Annotated in this window: 1 protein-coding gene; it reads right to left on the reverse strand. The window is 44.9% G+C overall.

The features are described 5' to 3' along the window. Positions 1 to 8 precede the first annotated feature (8 nt). Positions 9 to 20,867 (reverse strand): hypothetical protein, encoded by a 20,859-nt coding sequence (locus DKM50_04255; GenBank protein ID PZM82174.1) that lies wholly within the window; start codon positions 20,865 to 20,867, stop codon positions 9 to 11. Positions 20,868 to 20,912: the final 45 nt, after the last annotated feature.

Raw genomic sequence — 20,912 nt, forward strand, 5'->3', positions numbered from 1 at the left:
TGTTTTAGTTATCTTAGCTTAATCATTTTGCCTTGCGCATTCGTTGCCCTGCCATTGATTTTTGCTTCGATCTTGTAGATATACACTCCGTTGACAACTTCTTCTCCGAGATCATTTTCGCCGTTCCAGGCGGCGTCATTATATTCTTTGGCGGGAGAGGTCCCGTCGGTATCGCCGTCAAGAACTGTTACCAGTCGTCCGGCAATGGTAAATATATAGATCTTCACCCGATCAGCGTCTTGCGACAGCTTGTACCGGATAGTCGTTCGATGCTCAAAAGGGTTAGGATAGTTAATGCTCTGTTCGATCTCCGGAACGGCTAGTACCTGGAACACCTTCGAGTTCTTCGACCTGACATACCCTGCGTTATCCGAAGCAGTATCCATGTTCGCTTCGATCTGCCAGCGCCAGCGGCTCCCTTCCCTGCTCTCCGGCAAACTATCCTGCCAGCCTAAGGTATAATAATATAAAGAGGCTTCGTTCTTATAATCCCCTGTTCTGATATCGATCACATAATTAGCGCAGGCAGTCTCAAACGGTTCTTGAGAAAGCATATTCCCGGATTCTTCTATAATTGCCAGTTTGTAGGTTGAATCTACCGGAGTGAAGGCAGGCATTTGCCAGACAAAAGTCGGTTTCGTTGTTTTGACTATGCCTCCATTGTATAGTTCTTTATCTTTGAGAATTGAGGCAACTAATGAATCCAGGTCACCCGAGGCAGGGGGAGCTATAACGAATGGCCGAGAGTCGGCTGTTGGTACGCTTATTGTTAAAACAGGTTGTTTGACGGAGGAGTATCCTACCCCAGCTTGGGCCAGAGGGCGGAACTTGTTAGGGATCAGTTTGAGCTTGATACTATAATCGTTGGCAATATTTTTATGTATATATGCTACATATACTCCTTTATAGGATGGAATCTCCACAATAACAGGATTGACCGTACAATAATTGTTTATTGTATTTAACACGATGCTATTCGACCAATTGACGCCATCATTTGATCGTTTATACAAGATATTGCCTACACTATTGATACTCACTGAATGCCTATAATTGAAATGATCAGTTATATTCAGGTAATCTCCGTTTGTTTTTATTCCAGAAGTCAATAAAGTCGAATTCTGAAGGCCTGGGATTAATAGCGTATTTCTCATTATTTTCTTTGCATATGCAGTTGTTGTCAGTGACCCGCTACTGCTACTCTTTCCTCGTATGCACGATGTTTTAATGGTATATACATTACGGGGCAGAGTAAGCGTAGTATTGTAAAAATTCCAATCTAACAGGAAGTTTGTGCCATTATTATCAGTAATTTCTACATAACTATAGGCGATATCCGAATTAGAACTGTTGAAGTAAATCCGCTGGGTAGAATTAAGCGTAAACGACACTGTATCATAATCCCAATCACGATTTGTATCAAAGCTATAAACAGCGGCTATTAACGAAGGGAAATCAGCACCATATTCCGATTCAAATACAATATTGTCCGTAACACATCCGACAGATAAATGATCGAGTATATTGCCCGTAACATAAACATCCAGAACGTTATTCACGCTTATAGCGCTTATATTTTCGGTGGTATTCCCTGCGGCGTCGGTATCGACAATCCTGATGGTATACGTGCCATCATCGACATAATCTCCATTATCGTCCGTTCCATTCCAGGTAACGGCAATGTTCTGGTTACTAATGATAGCATTATTATAAAAGCTCTTAATTATATTATTGTTCACATCCAGGATCGAAAGCGTCACGTAATTGATACTATTGGCATCATTAACATTAAAGGTTGCAGAGTAGAGATGATTATCGTAGAGAAAATTGTTGTAGACTGACGGCACATCTACCATGGTTATTGCCGGTTTGGTTGTATCGAGAATAATAGTATCGCTTATCGACAAATAATTACCTGCATTGTCATAAATCCGTGAAAAAACTGTTTTAGTGCCGTCACCGCTACTCAAAATCCACTCTTTTGCAGAATCGTAGGTAAATGCTGAATAATTGCTTGCGTTTTCATTTTTTAATTCCATATTAGCCGATATTCCGGAGGCATCCATATTAGCAGCATTCAAGATGACATTAGCCGTTTTTGTATAAGGTTGTCCGTTATTAACCGCGAGGGTCCCGGCAGGTGAAGTCTTATCGTAGGTAATTGAGGCGCTGGTAACCGTCGAATTCCCTGCGTCATCGACGACTTTTACAAATACTGTCCTTAAGCCGTCTTGTCCCGAAGCTAGAGAACAAGCGCTGATTGCCGTGCCGGATGACTGAGTGGGATTAAGCGCTGTTTCTGTCCAATTGATATTGTCTTTTGATAAAAAGTACCTGGCCACGCCGGAATGCGTATCTGCGTAATTAAAGGCTGTAGATACATTCAAGGTATTGGTGTACTGACCAGCATTGCTATTGACGGACAGGTCCGTTACAGAAGGGGACGTCGCATCCCACTTGAAGGGGCCGAACGATGCGGGTGAACCTTTGTTGCCTGACACATTTCTTCCAACTATATGCAAGTAATATCCGGCTGCGCTTGTAAGATCGGTAAAGGTCAATTGACCTGAAGTCCAGGCGTTGTTAATCGCGTCTACCGGAACTGACGGACCCTCAGTTAAAAGATAATAATAGTCGTTTGAATTATCTATTCCAAAAATAGCAGAGAAAACCAAAGCTCCTCCGTTTGGGGGACCATACCACGTATTTGTTGCCGGGCATGTCACTCTTGGGTCACATGGCAAGGTGTATTGGCTCAATACCGGACTGGCAGCAGTTGTCTTTCCGTCGCTATTAATATATTGTATTTGATATCCGTATTGGCAATTCGAACGAAGCCCGGTATCAGTATAGCTTGAAGTATAAGGAACAGAAGACGAGCCATCACCTCCATTGCCGCCTCCCGGATAAATGATATTATATCTGATCAAGCTTTTGTTCTCGACGTTACTATCTTTTAAAGCCGGTTTAATCGTTATTGAAGTTGCGGTTTTCGTTTCGATAATAAGTTCATCTGCTGCCGGATCATGGATCAGGGTAGAACAACCCATCGAGAACCAGGGACTTCGGTTCCCGACGTCATCGACTGATCTTGCCCGCAAAGTATGGAGAGAGTTCTCCTTCAAATCGGCTGGGCTGTACTGATAAGTTGCGTTATATGGCCCAATGATCGGCCCATCATCGAGTTCATATTCATAGTTGAGGGTGGCCGGGTCATTTGGTCTATTGTCATTGATTGCAACTGCATTAAAAACCATAGAGGTTGTGTTAATTGTACAGGATAAGTCAGTCGGTATGTTCGGAGAAACCGTGTCAACTTTAAATGATTTGCCATACCAGTCACCTATATTTCCCGCTTGGTCAACAGCCCTCACGTAGAAATAATTAATATGCTGTGTGCCATTACTCACGGTAAAAGAATAGCTGTCATTAGTTATGATATTGATTTCTTGCGGATTGATTTCCTGACTATTACCGGTATTAATAACCGCTGTTTCGTAATGGTCGAAAGGACTAAATCCGTCGTTATCAACGCTGTACCGGACGGTGCAGTTTCTATTGCTGCTCCAGGTATCCGCATGTGTCGGGGAAGTAATACCCGGAATAACAGGTTTTTGCGTATCGATATTACAAAAATAGCTTGCTTGCGCGCTGATATTACCAGCATTATCGACAGCGTTGACATAAACTGTCCATATGCCATTATCCAGTCCCTTACTAACCGTATCGGAATTCGTATATGCCATACCCGAAGCGGTGTCTTTTTGGAAACGATAATAATATCCTGAGATGCCTGAAGTATCTGTTCCATTGAATTTCACGGTCACTGAGGTATTATTCGACCAGCTTACCTGGCTAGGATGAGTAGAGGAAGTAATCGACACATCAGGAGCTGTTTTATCGTATATGATACTCTGAGAAGTCGCTGGCGAAGATACATTTCCGGCTTTATCAACGGCTTTGAGGCTCATTGTCTGAAAACCTTCGGTCGACAGATTGACGGTAAAATTAGTGGTTGTCCCATTGTAGAGAACAGATTGCCAACTGCCGCCGTTTAAAGAATAGAGCAGATATCCGATACCGTTCATGTCAGTTGCGCCGGCGGCTATGCTCACATAATTCTGAGTAACGTATTTATTCCAATTGTTAATACTGAAGGTCGGAGTACCGTCGCATACCGTATCGACAACAATCCGGATAACATTCCCGGAAGCTATGTTGCCAGCTTTGTCCTGAGCGAATGCATTGATATCCCATTGCCCAAGCAAACCAAGATTACCTGTCGCGCAGCTAAAAGGAATATCCTGCACTGACTGGGAAAGTGCCCCGGAAGAAAGTGTCACGGTACTATTGGCGGTTGTCGCGATAATCCAATAGTTCTTGAGATTAGTGTCGGAGCACGAAGCGTAGAACTGGATATTGCTACTCACCAGATAAAAGGGAGTAGTATTATTAACGAGCTTAATATAATTGAACGGACCTTCTTTAAGCTGCACATCCGGCAACGTATTATCGACACAAATATCCTTATGTGACGATATTGTATTCTCCGCCTTGTCCGTAGCGCTAACCCTTATGTGATACCAGCCATCAGCAACATAACTCCGGTCATCCCGGCCGTCCCAGTTCACATTTATTGTATTACCGTTACTGCAACTGCCATCGAATATTCTTCTAACCGGGCTATTGGTTGAAGTAAGAATGTCGACATTCACGGAGAGAGATGCTGACCACGTACTAACATCGGATGAACTGAACGATACTGTGGTACGGTCTTGAACAGAAACACTAAGTGACGGAGAGATATAATCAGTATTGAGCGAGAGATTATAAATCCCCGGCATCGAGGTATCAACAATAAACGGCAGGTTCAAAGCGAATTGTGATTTCTTATCAAAATAGTCTTTTCCTTCGACACAGAAAGCATAGGTCCCGTCCGTACCTCTTCCCTCACCGTTCCAGGTAACAGTCACAGCCCCAACAACAGTCGGATGCCAATCATGGAGCACCGCTACTATTTCTGACCGGTCATTCTCGACAAACTCCCTGACCAGCTTAATACGCATATTAGATGTACCGGGAACAGATAGCAGATCGATTTGACCGAACTTCAATGGTTTCACCGGATACAAGGTATTCTCATCGAATTTATAAACAAAGGTAATCAATTTCTGAACCAGCGGAGAAAAAGGATTATGGCTGATAGATTGCGAAGACACACTGACAGCTCCGGAATCTGGAATGTTAAAGGAACTCTCGACCTGCTCTATTTTGATCAGCTTCTCCGAGACTGTCCTTGCGTTATTACCGGCGAAATCGGCAGAATCAAGGACCAGCTTGTAATAGGCCTTTTCGTTACGGGTAATACCTTGATCGTCGGTACCATCCCAGACGAAATCGATACAACCGTTCAGGTCGGGACCTTTGTCAAAGACTTCGTCCCGGGCAATTGTTCTGATCAAGCGATCATTTTCATCAAAAACGGCGAGCGATCTGATGTAGGCAGATTCGGATATTTCGATAAAAATCCTGAGCGTATCATCCAATCCATCTCCATCAGGAGAGAAACAGTTGTTACCTGGCCGATCAGGATTATTAAAGGAAATTATTTCGGGCGGTGTTGTATCGATCTTAAGCTTATCAGGAACCCCATCCATCAGCGTATGGGTAAGCATTCCATTACCAGCGGAATCAACGATCCCCGCGATTGTGATCGGGGTATCTTTTTCGCCATAATCTTCATCTATTCTGGCACGGGCCATTATTGTGTTTGGGTTAACGGTGACGATATCACATGGGATATCATTATATATTTTAAAAAATGGAAGGAGAGAACAATCAATATCCTCCGAAAAGACCGCTTTCACCCAGAGATATCCCGAACGAACGAGATATTCGTTAATATCCAGCGGACTTACCTTAAGGTCCGAGGTATCAACGCCATTCGGGTCACTGCTGTACCAGACAGAATACGTTGTCAGTTCAGGGCGCAGCGTATCAATCAACAAGTGATTAAGAGAAATCGCCGAACCATTACCGCTAAAATCATTTGCGCTGCCGATACTCACTGAACATATTCCATCCATTCGTTCTTCAGGGATATCGAATGTGTACTCCAATTGTCCGCCATTATGCGCAACTGACTGACATCGAAGAACGGTGTTTACTGAAACGATGCTGATATCAGGGATATCAACTAAGGGCTCAGAATAAAGAGCTGTTATCTTTAGCTCGCCGGATTTAATTGGCGAACAAGGAGTATAGGTTAGTGAGAGTAATTCCGGAGTAACTGTATCGATGATAATATTACACGAAACTGCGGACATGGAATTAACGGCAAAGTCTTTTCCATTCCTGATGACAAGGATGTTATTGCCTTCGAGGCCCCCTTCCTGGTTTATGGTTTGAGGAGTAAGGCTTGCGGGAATTATGAACCGACTGATAACTTTTTTACCGGACTTGCGAACTTCTATTGGTAGTAGTTCAAGGTTAGGTTTGACGATCCTGATATCCGGCAAAGCATTCAATTCTTCTGAAAAATTGATGGTAATAATGAGTTCTCCGGCTTTGACGGGGGTCTCGTCGCTATACTCGATCCCGACTATCTCAGGCGCTGCCGGATCATAGATAATGCTAACCGGATTGCTTGTCGCGCTCTCGTTCCCGGCGTTGTCGATTGATGCAACACATATCGTGTTCTCGCCTTCGGTCAGATTGACAGTGATATGAAAATCATTTTCACAAAGAAGATATTGGGCCTCTTGCGAACCAGGAGAACTTAAGACCGAGCATCTGACAGTGCTGCCGGCTTCTGCTACTGCGCTGACCTGAACGACGTTTATGCTGGTAAAAGCATCGATAGCGCACAAGACCGGTTTCATGGGTTTCACCGTGTCTACAATGATATTACTCACCAAACTGTTCATCTTATTCCCGAGAATATCTGCCACTTGCAGAATTACCTGGTACCGTCCGTCAGGCACGATGTTTCCATTATTTCCCCGGCCATTCCATAAAAATTCGTCATTCTTTTCATACGTCCTGGTCAGCGAATATACTACTTGGCGGGCTTCGTTCACGATGCTGTAGTTCGCACTTACTCTATGCGACAGTCTGTCGCCCGCTGTTATTCCCGATGAAAGATCAACGGTCACAGCCATAGCATACAAGTCTTGTATTCCGTCACCATTGGGAGAAAACGCGATATTTTCTTCGCGAGTACTCACGGTCGGTATGGTGGAGGCTATTGTCATACTTTTGGTGATAAGCTGCTGCTCTCCGGTTATCAGATCAATGACTGACAGCTGTAAGGTATATTCCCCGTCAGCAACACCAGCTCCATTCCAAATAAAATTAAAACTCTGCGGTATGAGATTATCAGTGACTTGCTCTCCCCGGCAAAGCGAAACAATCCCGGAAAATTGATTTTCCGGACCTACTTTATTAACCAACTCAAGGGTTTGCCGATAATGTCCTGACCCGGCAGTTATACTCCACGAAACCGAAACTTCGTCCAGCAGTCCGTCGCCGTTCGGAGTGAAATCATGACACGCAAGCCCGGCCTCCATTTTTTCATAAATATTAAAAGTCGTAAGCTCCCCGGACCTATTTCCAGCTTGGTCTATTATCTGGAACTTAAAGGTATAAACTCCTGCCGGCAGCATGGCCCCATTAAATTTTCCATCAAATTGAAAGGATTTTTCTCCGTTAATCTCCTGACCACTTTGAATCGTGTTCAGGGTAACGACACCGAGAAGCAGCGTGACCAGTTCATTTACCGGCTCGCTTAGATTGTAGCTGACCGTCATTATCTCGCCCATATAAGGACGGATAAAAGTACGATGCCCCGCTATCATTATTCCAGGAGCTACCGGATCATAGATAATAATTACCGGATTACTTGTCGCACTCTTGTTTCCGGCGTTGTCGACCGATACAATACTTACCGTGTTCACGCCTTCGGTCAGATTGACGGTAATCTGAAAGCTATCGGCTCCCTCATCCCGGCCTTCTCCCGTAGGGCAAAAGATAACTGGAGAGACGTATTCCTTAGAACTATTAAAGCCAAGGACTGAACACCTGACGGCAGTTCCGGTCTCTGCCTGTCCTGATATCTTCATTTTGTTCTTATTAGAATAATTATTCATACTGCTGATAAGAGGGGTTATCGGGCGCTCAGTATCCAAAATTACAGTGCGTTCGAGATCTATGACCGTTGTCCCCAGAATGTCCGTGCCAATTAAATTGATTGTATATTTACCGTCAGCGGCCTTCTTCCCCTCCGACGTTTCTCCGTTCCAAATAAAGCTATTGTTTTTTTCGAACTTGTAATAATTCTCATATACTGTTTGACCGGAACTATTGATGACGGTCAGATCAGCACTGACACTTACGGACAACCGTGAACTCTCTTCTATTCCGGCTGATAAGTTGACGTATATATCGAGTTGATATGCATCTTTCACGCCGTCGAGGTCAGGAGAAAATTCACTATTTTCTTCACTGAAACTTATTGTCGGCACTACTGACGCAACTGAAATGCTCCTGGTAACAACCTGTTGTTCCCCGGTTATGGTATCGGTAACTTGCACCATAAGCGTATACTCGCCATCATCGACGTGCGCACCATCCCAGATAAAGTGTGAAATTAGCGGCGTGCAGTTGTCATGGAGAAACACTCCTTGCCAGGGTGACGCAAATCTCCCGAATTCTTGATCTGTCTTTCCGGCTTTATTGAATAATTCCAGGGTTTGCCGATAGGTTCCTGAACCGCCCCGGATAGACCACTGAATATTCATCGTGTCCAGCAGTCCGTCACCGTTGGGGGTAAAATCATGACAGCTAAGATCAGCTTCCAGTTTTTCATAGATTGAAAACGTGACCATTTTTTCTATCCGGTTCCCTGCCTGGTCAACATAACAAAAATTCAATCCATAGAGACCTATAGGCAATTCGTCTCCGTAACCGGACATGCCGTCAAAAGCTACCGTCTTTGTTCCCTGAACTTCTTTTTTGTTACTCAAAATAGAGAGATTCTTCCAGACTCCTCCACTGTTTCCCTGAAGGATTATTGTTTCTTCTACGGGTTCATTCACGTTATACGTTACGACTAAGACTTGATTTTTGTATGTCTGAATAAAAGACCGGTACCCGTCAACGACCACGATCGAAGGCGTCGTTGTATCAATAGTTATGCTCCCGGTACAGACATTCTGGATGTTTTGGGCATAATCTTTCCCATTTCGGATAACTACGGTATTGCTGCCTTCCAACGCTCCCAGCCGATTTATGGTTTGCGGGGCCAGGGTTGCCGGAATGATGAACCGGCTGGTAACTTCTTTCCCTGATTTACGGACTTCGAACGGCAGAAGCTCAAGCCTTGTGTTAACTATCTTGATCTCCGGAAGGATATTCAGCTCTTCGGAATAAGTGACGGTTATTATGAGTTCTCCGGCTTTAACCGGACTCTCGTCACTATACTCGATCCTGGTAATTTCAGGAGCTACCGGATCATAGATAATGCTCTCCGTATTGCTTGTTGCGCTCACGTTCCCGGCACTGTCAATCGATACAACACTTACCGTGTTCACGCCTTCGGTCAGATTGAGAGTAATCTGAAAAATGCCGTTGCCCTCATCCCGGCCTTCTCCCATAGGGCGAAGGAGCACTGGTGCGACGTATTCCTGAGAACTATTAAAGCCAAGGACCAAACACCTGACAGTGTTTCCGGGTTCTGCCTGTCCATTTACCGGAACCACATTGAGACTTGTGCAGGCATCAATCGTGCTAACGACCGGAACAACCGGCTTCACAGTATCTACGATGATATTTCTCACCAGATTGTTCATCTTGTTCCCGAGAGTGTCGGTTGCTTCAACGACCACCCGATATTGTCCGTCGCACGCTAATATGGAGTCATTGCCTCTGCCGTTCCAAGTGAAGCGGTCATTATTTTCATAAAATTCAGACTGTTCGTAAACTACCTGACCGGAATTATTCTCTACCCGGTAGTTTGCACTGACTTTTTTCGAAAGCCGGCTACTTTCAGATATTCCAGCGGATAGTACGGCAGACACGTCAAGGGTATAGAAATCTCTTATCCCATCACCATTGGGAGAAAACGCGATATTTTCTTCGCGAGTACTCACGGTCGGTATGGTGGAAGCTATTGTCATACTTTTGGTTATAAGCTGCTGTTCTCCGGTTATTGTATCGATGACTGACAGCTGTAAAGAATATTCCCCATCAGCTGTTCCAGATCCATTCCACAGAGCATAAGCAGTTATGGAGATAGTGTCGCTGACCTCTACCTGGTAAGGAATGGCAAACTGAGCAAATGCACTTTCTGCTTCTCCTTCTTTATTTATCAATGTGAGGGTCTGCCGATAATGCCCTGATCCGGCAGTTATACTCCACGAAACCGAAACTTCGTCCAGCAGCCCATCGCCATTCGGCGTAAAATCGCGGCACAAAAGGCCAGCTTCCATTTTTTCGTAAATGTTAAAAGTCGTAAGCTTCCCGGACCTATTTCCAGCTTGGTCTATTACCTGGAACTTCAGGGCATATAATCCGGAAGGTAAGGTCGTAACTCCATCTTTTTTTCCATCAAATAAAAATATCCTATTCCCGGTAATCGTATGCGCCGGGACAAGTTCACAGCACTCTTGCCAGTTACCGGAGGCATTCGAAATAACCTGACCGTTACCAGAGGGTTCACCGGCAGATAAAAGAGTTATCACGCCTTCGGTTAATTCGTTGGTATTGTAACTGACGGTAAGCGTATCTCCCTTACAAGGTTGAATAAAAACATTATTTTCAGCTACTATCTTAGGAGGCGTGGTATCGAGAAAAAAGTCCCGGTTAAGAACGGTCGAGATACTGCCAAGAGAATCACAAGCAGTGATCCTGGCAACGTACATTCCGTCAGGCACCGCATAGCCTTGGACATTGGTTCCATCCCAAGTAAATCGGGTATTACCCGGCGGCATATTTTCTTCGTAAGTACGTATCTCGTTCCCGGCATAATCTGCAATGACACACTTAATTCTTAGAACTGTCGAAAGGTCCCTGCATTCACGTATCGAGGATGATCCGTCCATCCGGACATCAATATTGAACGTATCCTGATAACTGTCACCATTGGGAGAAAAATATTCTACTAACTCGTTACAATTGATTGTCGGAAGTTCGCTGACGAGTACAAACTGAACCTCTTTCCTGATATCTTCTTCAGAAACCGGATCGTTCAGTCTGACAACTAAGGTATACGCGCCGTCCTTTGCCTTGTTCCCGCTACTGTCAGCACCATACCAGCTACTATAATATTTCCTGCCGTCCAGGCCTTTTGCGTCAACGAACCTGACGAACTCTTTTCCGTCCCGTTCAATCCAGATAGAAGCTTTGGTCGTATCGCTACCGCCGGTATAAGAAACTTTGATCTCGCTTACGTCCCTGACATTATCATCATTCGGAGAGAAACTATGGGCTATGACCTCTTTAATCTCGATTGGGGATACCGGAGCCAGACATTCAAAGGAAACCCGCTCTGTTACAGTATTCCCTGCTCTGTCTACAGCGGTTATTGCAAAGACATACCGGCCGGGAGCAAGCAAGGTTTTGCTGATATACCCTGAAAAGGTTACGTGCTGCTTGCCGACTTGTTTAGCGTCAAATATGGTATCAAGTACTTTCAAGGAACTATCTTCGAGCTTAACCGTAAGTTGGGATTCTTCACTCAAATAGAAATCAACGCTGAATTCTTCGCCGGTTTGAGGTCTGAACGCTGTATTCTTACAACTTATATTCGAGAGCTTAGGAGAAGTCACGTCCAGCTTCAGGATGCTGCTATATTCCTGCGACAATTTCCCCTGCTGGTTGCGGGCAATCAGAACAAGAATATACGTGCCGTCGTTAAGCCCGGTCAGAAGCTTATCAGGGAGCCGGCATTGGTTAGCTCCGGCCGTGAACTTAACGAACCCGGACTTTCGCTCAGAAATGCCGTCGCCTCTTAACACGAACTCAACTTCCGATTCTTCTGCCAGCGAAAACCGCAGATCAACGCCATTGCTGATTGAGCTGTATTCGCGTGACGGTGAGATTCTGCTGATGAGTACATTACCTTTTTTTACATCAAGGGCCCTCGCGAGGGTTGCAGACGTGTTGCCCGCCCTGTCCATGAACTTAAAGGTATAATTGTAGGTGCCGTTATCGGCGGTAGTCGTTTCTTTCATCCCGTTCCAAGAGAGTATCTTATTCCCGGAAACAAAGGTTTCGACTAACTTTTTTAGTAATGAATTATCTTTATTATAAATATAGAGATATCCTGTCCCCGGCTCAGAAACGCTGATGTTCCAGATAATAGAATCCTTATCTCCGTCAAAATCCGGAGAAAACACTTCGTTTTCCACTTGAAAAGAATTGATAGACGGGGCAGAATTATCGATCTCAAAAGGGATATCCATCGAAACGGAATTCCCATTACCATCTGTACAGTTAAGGATATAAGAATAAGTTCCATCAATGCCGGTTGTCGGAGAGTGTTCGATAACAATCCGCTTTGCCGACGTTACGCTCATCTTAGTGACGAGCTGTTCTTCCCTACCTTGAAGAGTAACAGCTACATCAATCGTAGGAGAAAAATTATCTTTTATGGAAACGGTCAAATTGTTGCTTTTATAATTACGAGAAAAAAAAGAATGCTCAAGTAAGGGCTCAATAATCTGCGGTGACTCATTATCGACATAGAAACTGACATTTTCGTTCGTGGTGACGCCATATTCGTCTTCTGCGGCCATCTCAAAGTAAAAAAGTCCCGAAATATTCTTACCACCCATCATACCTTTGAGTTCGTTCAAGGAAACGGAGTAATTCCTAACGTTTTGAGCCCCTTCACCCTGACGATTATGTTGAACTCCCGGCTTAAGGTTACTGGTAGCGATCAGACCTTTCACGCTATCGTACAGATTGATTCCGACTGCAGAAATCGTGACACCTTCGGGTGACTTCACGCCAAACGTCAGCGCAAAATCCTGTATGCCCGATACAAACGACAGGCTTTCTCCCGTAAGATGTACGTTCACGATCTGCGGCTTGTTATTTTTGATGGTTAAGCTGGTTGTCGTGAGCGATTCATTCCCGGCTTCGTCTTGTATCCTGACAATGACTAAGTAGCTGCCGTTCTCCATTGTCTGACCATTATCATCGAATCCCCGGAAAACTATCTCGTCACTTCCCGACACAACTTTTTCCTGAGAAAAAAGAACGTTCGAACTCGCCGTCGCCTGTCTTCGAAGGGAATACCATACATGTACCAACGACGAAAAATTATCAGCGGGGGCTATAAAAATCGAAACAGGTCCTTTCGCGAAATTGAACTCCCGGTCCGATAGGTTAATAGTTGGAATCCGAGGAGGAGTATTGTCCACAATAAATGAGTGGGTGACGATTGCCATGTTCCCTGCAAGGTCCCGGATTTCAGCGGTAATTGTATGTCCGCCTTCTGTCAGTCCTTTGAGCATATCAAAAACCTGGGCTGAACTATCTCCAAGTCCCAGTGCTACAGTCTTCTTGTTTCCCTCTACGAAAAACCTACTATTGAAGGTAGTGCTAACCGCATCCCAAAGATTCCCGCTCCATTCAAAAAAGTTATTTGTCCGTTTCGATGAAATAATCCCGGTATTTAATTGAGCCCCTTTTATCTCCGGTGCGTGGTTATCAAGCATAAACGGCAATAGTCTTTCAGCCCGATTACCAGCTTTATCCTGAATGGAAATCCGAGCGTAATAGTTACCGTCTTTCCAGTCGTTCCCAACAAATCGGGAAGTTATGAAAAACTGAACCTCCCCCCTGCCTTCGTAATATCTTAATCCTTCAACGAAATGTCCATTCTCATCAAGAATATTCACTGATATTGAGAGGTCGGCCGGGGATAAATTGTCACTGACTATGAATGATATCGCATTTTCTTTGTTGAGCTTGCTGCTATACCTGCCAGAGGTCAGATTAGGGCTGGAGATAACCGGAGCAGTGCTATCAACGAGTATTGTCCTGGTAACGATGAGCTCGTTGTCAGCCACGTCCCTAACCTTCAGGAATATTTCGTATTCCCCGTCAGGGATATTCGAGGTTGGAGCCCAAGTTATAGAAGTCTTTCCCTGAGGCACGCAGAACATGGTATTTAATATGTTAATCATCTTTGCAATATTCGCTGCGCCCTTACCTGACGATCCCCTGATTAAAGAACCGACATAAACATCACATTGCTTAATAGGTTTGTTAACATTATCAGTCAGGTCAAAGGAGATAGTATTACGTGGATTACGGGCTACCGACCAGGGACTGAAGTCAAAGTCCAGATTGCTGATTTGGGGCGGGGCCCGGTCAAGGATAAGCGGAAGGACCTTATTCTCGCCGACGTTACCGGCTTTGTCGATAGCGAAGATGGTTATGGTACAAAGACCGTCAGGGAGAGCTTCAGCAGGGACCTGATTTATCACGCTCTTACCGGATTGTGCTGACTCCTTGTAATGCAACTGATTCTCGCCCAGCCATGAAAGAGCTAACATCTGGTACTGTGCCAACTCTTTGACGTCATCGATAATGACCTTGCCAGAGGCGTCCATAAGCTTGACGAACAGTTTCACATTCTCGTCGTATCTGATATAAGCCTTAAAATCAGTACTAGTTGCCGGATTAAAGACCGGCGAGTCATACGAAAATACCGAGAACGAGGGCGGTATGGTATCGACGGTTATTTTTTTTGTAGTTACAGGACGGTTGATGATTTCGGTATTCCTGGTGGCATAGGTGATGAAAAGGTAGTTATCCCCCTCGCTCATAAGATGCACATTTTTCAGTTCAAAATTCTTTTTAATATAAGCTTCATTGATGTTATTAATGATTACTTTATCCGTTTTCGGATCGACTTTGGTCTGATACGGTGCATAGGTGATGATTTGATAATCTTTGTCTTTTTGAAGTAACTTCGCTGTATTCGGACTGAACCTTTCCCGGTCACCCATATACAGTTCCAGATCATAGTATCCGGTGAATTTCAGGATATCGTCTTCTATTTCTTTCTTAAAATCCTGAACCCCGAACAATGCGATATTGGTTGTATTTACCAGGTCGTTGCTTGTAAAAGCCTGGACCTTGTCCGGAATAGCACCCTGTAACATGCCGTAAGTAGAAAAATGGTCCAGTTCGGCGGATATCTTTAACCTGGTAGTCTCTTTATCCTTTAGCTTACTGGCGGCAACTCCGAACAGTGCGGAAGAATTGTTTATTCTGGTAGATTTGAGGTTGGCAGCGGTCGAGGAATCTTCAAGCTGTATCTGGCTTTTGGCAATAAACACCTCCCCGGAAGGATTGATGTAGTAGATATTCAATTGCCCGACATCAACATGGTCCTGATCGATCATCTTCGCGGCTTCGGCCAGGGTATAATTATATTCGAGAGTTACCTTGTTATTACCATTGAATGAGGCAATCGCCGGTTTGATCTCAACCAGCGGCCCGATCGGATGGATATCAAGGTTCCCGCTGATCTTCACCTCGTCAAAACCCAAGGGGGTCACGGTAATAAGTGTATTCTTCGTAACCGCTTGCGGAGGAAAGTACAAATGCACCCGCTTGTATGGCGAGTATACATGTCCACCGGCAGAATCGATAGGGGTCCCGACAGAAAACGGTACCGTATTTGATCCGCTAACGGTCCTGTCCTCATTATAGGTCCTGATCACTAATTTATAATCGCCATTGAGCCTGGCTGCATCGATATAACCTAGACAGTGTTCTCTGTAATCAAACAGATTATCCTTAGTATCGACAGAGAATACATCCGCCACAGTTGTATCGTTAAAATAGTGGAGGGTGTATGGAGCACCAACTTTTCCCTGAATCGGGATCCAGCATTGCTCTTTGGCGTGTTCCTTAAGCTTGACCTGTAAAGACATATTGTAGTCTAAGCTCTCCGGCGGCACAGGGTCGAGATAGTTATGAGGCTTTCCTCGCAGGTCGTACACGTGCGCACTATAGCTTTTAATATTTATAAAAGGATTCTTCTGAATAGTGCTATCGCCTTGATATCCGGAAAAGGGACTGCCTTTCCAGAAAAGGTCATTCAACCGGCTATTGACGTTACCGGTAATCTGCGGGGCGTAGACAGCTTTAAAAATATCCAGGGTATTAATACCTGAAGAAGAAAAGGCAACCGGGTTGAACGGAATTATCCCACTATCAATCAAGCCGTTTATATCCCGATACGAATGCGCAATACACGACATGTCCATCGACGGGCTCCAGGGTATATGCCATGAGTCCATATTGTCGATTACAGACTTGATAGCGCTGCGATTATCATTCGTTTCGCCTGTACCATTAGAAAACTTGTAGCTGATAAGGTCGTTCGGATCATTGTCTGTCAGCTTGCAGGTGATACTATCCGTCACAAATCGCCATTCATATCCCTTATTCCGTCTATCGCTGAACAGAGAAGTCCAGACATTATCAGCTATCTGGCAGCTATTATTGTTATCTTTATAATATATCGTGCCGGTAAAGTTTTTGGAAATGCTTTGGTCAGTCGCCCGTGAATCAGGAACAATATAAAAATGCATATTTCCGACGTTATTATCTAAACTAGTGATCCCGGTTTTCTTATGACTATTCGCAAAAGTATTATCGACCAGCGTATCTACCCTGATGTTTTCCGCATCAATGTCTGACTTACTGGCAGGCCAGAGAAACGTATAGGCACTCACTTGATTCCGGGGATCGTACTCGGTATTGGTTGATACCGAAAACCATAAGGAGTTAGCGGTATTGAGAGGATTAATCAAGGTATTTTCGTCATACGAGCGAAATATATTCCCATTTTTCTCATAGAGCTTTTTCTCTCCCGGCAACAAAATCGGGATCATATGGAATTCTTCGTCGGATAGATAACTATAATAGTCTGTGACCACTGATGAACCCCATGAACCTTTAATCGCATCAATCGCATCGGCTACTTCCTGCGCATTATGGAAAGTACCGGCAGAAGTTGCAGCACCTTTCATAGTTCCGTCATCTACAGGATAGGCAATACTCAACGCATCGATATTATGTGATGCTTGTATATTAGGACCGGAAAAGAAGTCATTCCCCGGGAACCCCAGGAATGCCGGTTGATTAAACAGAGACTTGAAATCGCGATCAAGCCGTCTCCCTTTCCGGACATACCCATACCAGGGAGCGAAGCGGTTCGTCAGCCGGGAGTATTCTATCGGCTGCTCCAACGTGATCATGAAAATCGTGTGTATATTCTGGTCCTCTTCGATATAAAGCACCAGGCCTTTGAATATCCCTTTATCACTTGTCTTGAGCTTATAATTGTTATACTTCCGGATCTCACTCAGTAAGGTACCGCTTATAGCTGCATCCTTTCTTCTTTCGTATTCATTGCGAGCGGCAGACTGTCTTGCCACTTCGGCAGGATCAGGATTCTCATGATCAATAGGTGTAGGGTTCGCGGACGTCTGCTCCTGATATATTTCTTCGTAGCTTTGAAACGGATAGCTGATACGAATGGGTTCAATATCTATCGTATCTAAAGCAAATGAATTATGCTTGTCGCGGAACTCCAAGTGCACATTATCATAACCTACCCATCTCGGATCGTTGGTATAACGACCAAATTCCGTCGTGGCCCTAAATACGTTGAGAGGGCTATAATATGCCTGTTTATCACGCGTGAAATTCTGTGTATAGTTCTGGTCTTTAATAAAATCTTTATCATGCCATTTTCCGTTCCAGACACCTTCCCAGCGCTTCCACCGTCCCTGATGGGTCCCCCGGGCGAAGATATTAACCTGGTTGAACCTTCGATGCGCAAGCAGCGCAAATGGCTCATACGGGTAGGCACGCACATATTGCCTGGCGGATATAAGTCCGAGATTATATGAATAGTTCAATGGTTCATAAAGATCACCTTCAATGTCCAGCTTCACGCTATACCAGGAATTAGGAGAAACAATATTCTGTTCGTTCACTGTTACCCCGTTGATTTTGGTGATTAGTGCGTTTCCTGCCACGGCAGTATAGACAGTAAAAGGATTCGAGGTGACTATCCGGATGTTATTCACATTAAAATCCTCAGGCTCTCCAGCAACCTGTACTTCAAAATAATAGGTGCCGTTAGGGACCCGCTCAACACCGTGAGGAGTGCCAGAGTTGCCTCTCCAGATGACCTCATGTTCCCCGCTGTTCCAGGTGGTTGCGGTGCCCTCAATGATACAAACGACCTCATGATTCTGCTTTTTCACGAATGATCGGATATAGGCTGTTTTGTTCAGCTTCACTCCGAACTGAGTATAATTGAGGCCACTTGAAGTCGGATCGAACCCTGACGGTTGTTTGGTTACACTTTTCGATAAGGGAGTCGTCAGGTAGATAGGTTTGTTCATGGTAACTATATGCCGGTCATTCCCTTCAGCTCTCGCTTCAACAGTATAATCGCCGTTAGGTATATATTCGCCCGTAGGCAACCTGCCATTGAATACAATTTGCTGAACATTGCTATTGCTTTGATCAATAGTTGTCATCGGCATAGTGAGCGGTTTCTTGTTCTTGCCAATAAACAGATATGGAGTGAAACTCGTAAAATGGTCAAAGGAGCCATCTACTTCCGACAGGATAACCGTCGTTTTCTTTGGGTTCCCTGAAATAAAAATCGACTTTTCGTTCGAGGAAGTGTTCACTTCGAAGTTAATAAGAGGTTCGCTGATACCGGGCCCTTCATTCATTATCATGCCCTTGTAATTATGGCCTTGAGCCCCCTTACGGAATTCTACATGAACACCGTCTTCATTCTTCCAGATAAAAATCCCCGAATCTTTATCCTCAAATGACGGGGTACCATAGTAATCGTTATTCACTATGTTAGAGTAAAGCCTATGGAATACTACCTGTCCGGACTGGTTATAGATATCGACATTAACGTTCGCAGGCTGGTTTATTATAAAAAATGAACAGGTCAAAGATGTTTCGTCAGTTATATTACAGTTCCCAGGTACATCCAGATCGATCGACGGGTAATCGGAAACCGATAACGCAGGTTCCGGGACTACGTTGATTACCTGGACATCCACCGTGCAGTTGCCATTGGTCTCTTCCACGACTACTGCGATCTGGTAGGCCTTAGGCGGTAGCAGAGAGGTATTAATGTACCCCAGCACTCCATAATTGCTGACCGGTCTGCCGGAAACATTCTCGGCTCCCAATCTATTCTCACGGGGCACCATAACGACATTTCCACTCGTCTCTTTATCCCGCCAGCCACCGCCGAGTTGCGAGGAACGGAAGTCATTAACTGATACCTCGCAAAATGGTAAAGGTCGATAAAAAATTGAATATTTGGCGAAATCTGCGTTATTAGTCCAGTCAGGGTCCAGGGCACGGCCTTTGATCGCAGTGACTCCGCTCACTCCTGCCGGATGGGCTGATGTCCCCGTAGGATAAACTATCTCCGGCTTAATGCCGCCTTTCACAAACTCAGAGTATCCTCGCCCGCTGTTCCCGGCCACATCAGTCGCAGTTATAACGTAGCGGTACGTGCCGTACGCATTTAATGGCGGGGTATACCTATAATTATTATCACTATTCACCGAGGTTACAGCTCCGGATTGCAAGTCCTCAACGTAGACCTCGACAACAACAGCCTGTGCATCTTCATAATTATCTCTGGTGATATTGAACGTAACTGTTGTGCTTGTACCATCTCTGAGCACATAAGGATTGGCAACTGCATTAATGACAATGGGAGGACTCGTGTCATAGATAAAAGGACATGTTCCTAAAGCAGTGACGCTCTCATTCCCGGCCTGGTCTGCCAGGTGGATGGTTATATTATACGTTCCTGTTTCCAGCCCCATCGATTGCAAAGATTGACTGCCTGTGAATATATATCCGTCATTATTACGTGTGACGGCTAGAGGAAAGGTATAGGTCTTCCCGTTCTTATTGCTGAGCAGGGTATAGCCTGCAGCCGGTTCATTACAGCGACCGGACAGCTCGATATTCGGATTCGACCGATTAGCGATCATTGGAGAGACACCACATCCCGTAACTGAGGGCGGCGTGCTATCGATATTCACGGTAATTATGGTCTGGGCAACATTCCCGGCATGGTCTTGCGCTCTGATACAGAAATAATAAGTCCCGTTCGGGGATACTGCGGAGTAATCCTCTAGTGTATCAAAAAGCTTGATGGTCTGCTCTACCCTGCCGAGCAGTTCCAGGTTGTTGGTTGGATAGGACAGAATCGCTTGCACGTCATCAGGATTTTTCTTTAGCGAAAAGGTAACGTTTTTGACGATTTCTGAGATGTTATCGGAGACGGTATAGGTAATTCCGCTGGGTTGCGGTTCAGGGGCGTGCCACCGGCGCGCCCGTACATCTGATATCCACAATTCTTGTTTGTTGGTCTTGATTACCGGTGGGGTTGTGTCTACCCAGAATGGCCAGATGGCTTGCATGGTGTGACCGTAGGCGTCGTGGACTCGCGCGGTGACTTCGTGTCTGCCTTCGGATAGTCCACTGCCGTGCGTGCTTAGTGTAAACCCGTTAACCAGGTTGCTGGTTGTACCGTAGTCGTACGCAACTTGCAGCGGGGTGAAAGTGGGCGAACCGCCGTTCGCTTCGAAGCCGTCTACTATAAAATTGTCGACGAAATTGATGGTTGTCGGGTTGCTCTCGAATTGTATATTTTTGAATTGCACTGAGATCATTGGGCTGCAATTGCTTGTTGCCATATTCTCGACCGGGGTCATATTCTGGGGTAGCATGGGCGTACTGCTCTTGATGATGCGGAGAAACTGATTATTACTCATTCCCACCTTGTTCGCCAGCTTAAAGGTCAGAATGTTTTGCCCTTC

It is taken from the genome of Candidatus Margulisiibacteriota bacterium (assembly GCA_003242895.1).
GTDB lineage: Bacteria > Margulisbacteria > Riflemargulisbacteria > GWF2-39-127 > GWF2-39-127 > GWF2-39-127.

Excerpts from the sequence above, each read along its gene's own strand:
- DKM50_04255 (PZM82174.1), bottom strand. The coding sequence starts at position 20,867 with ATGAGTAATAATCAGTTTCTCCGCATCATCAAGAGCAGTACGCCCATG.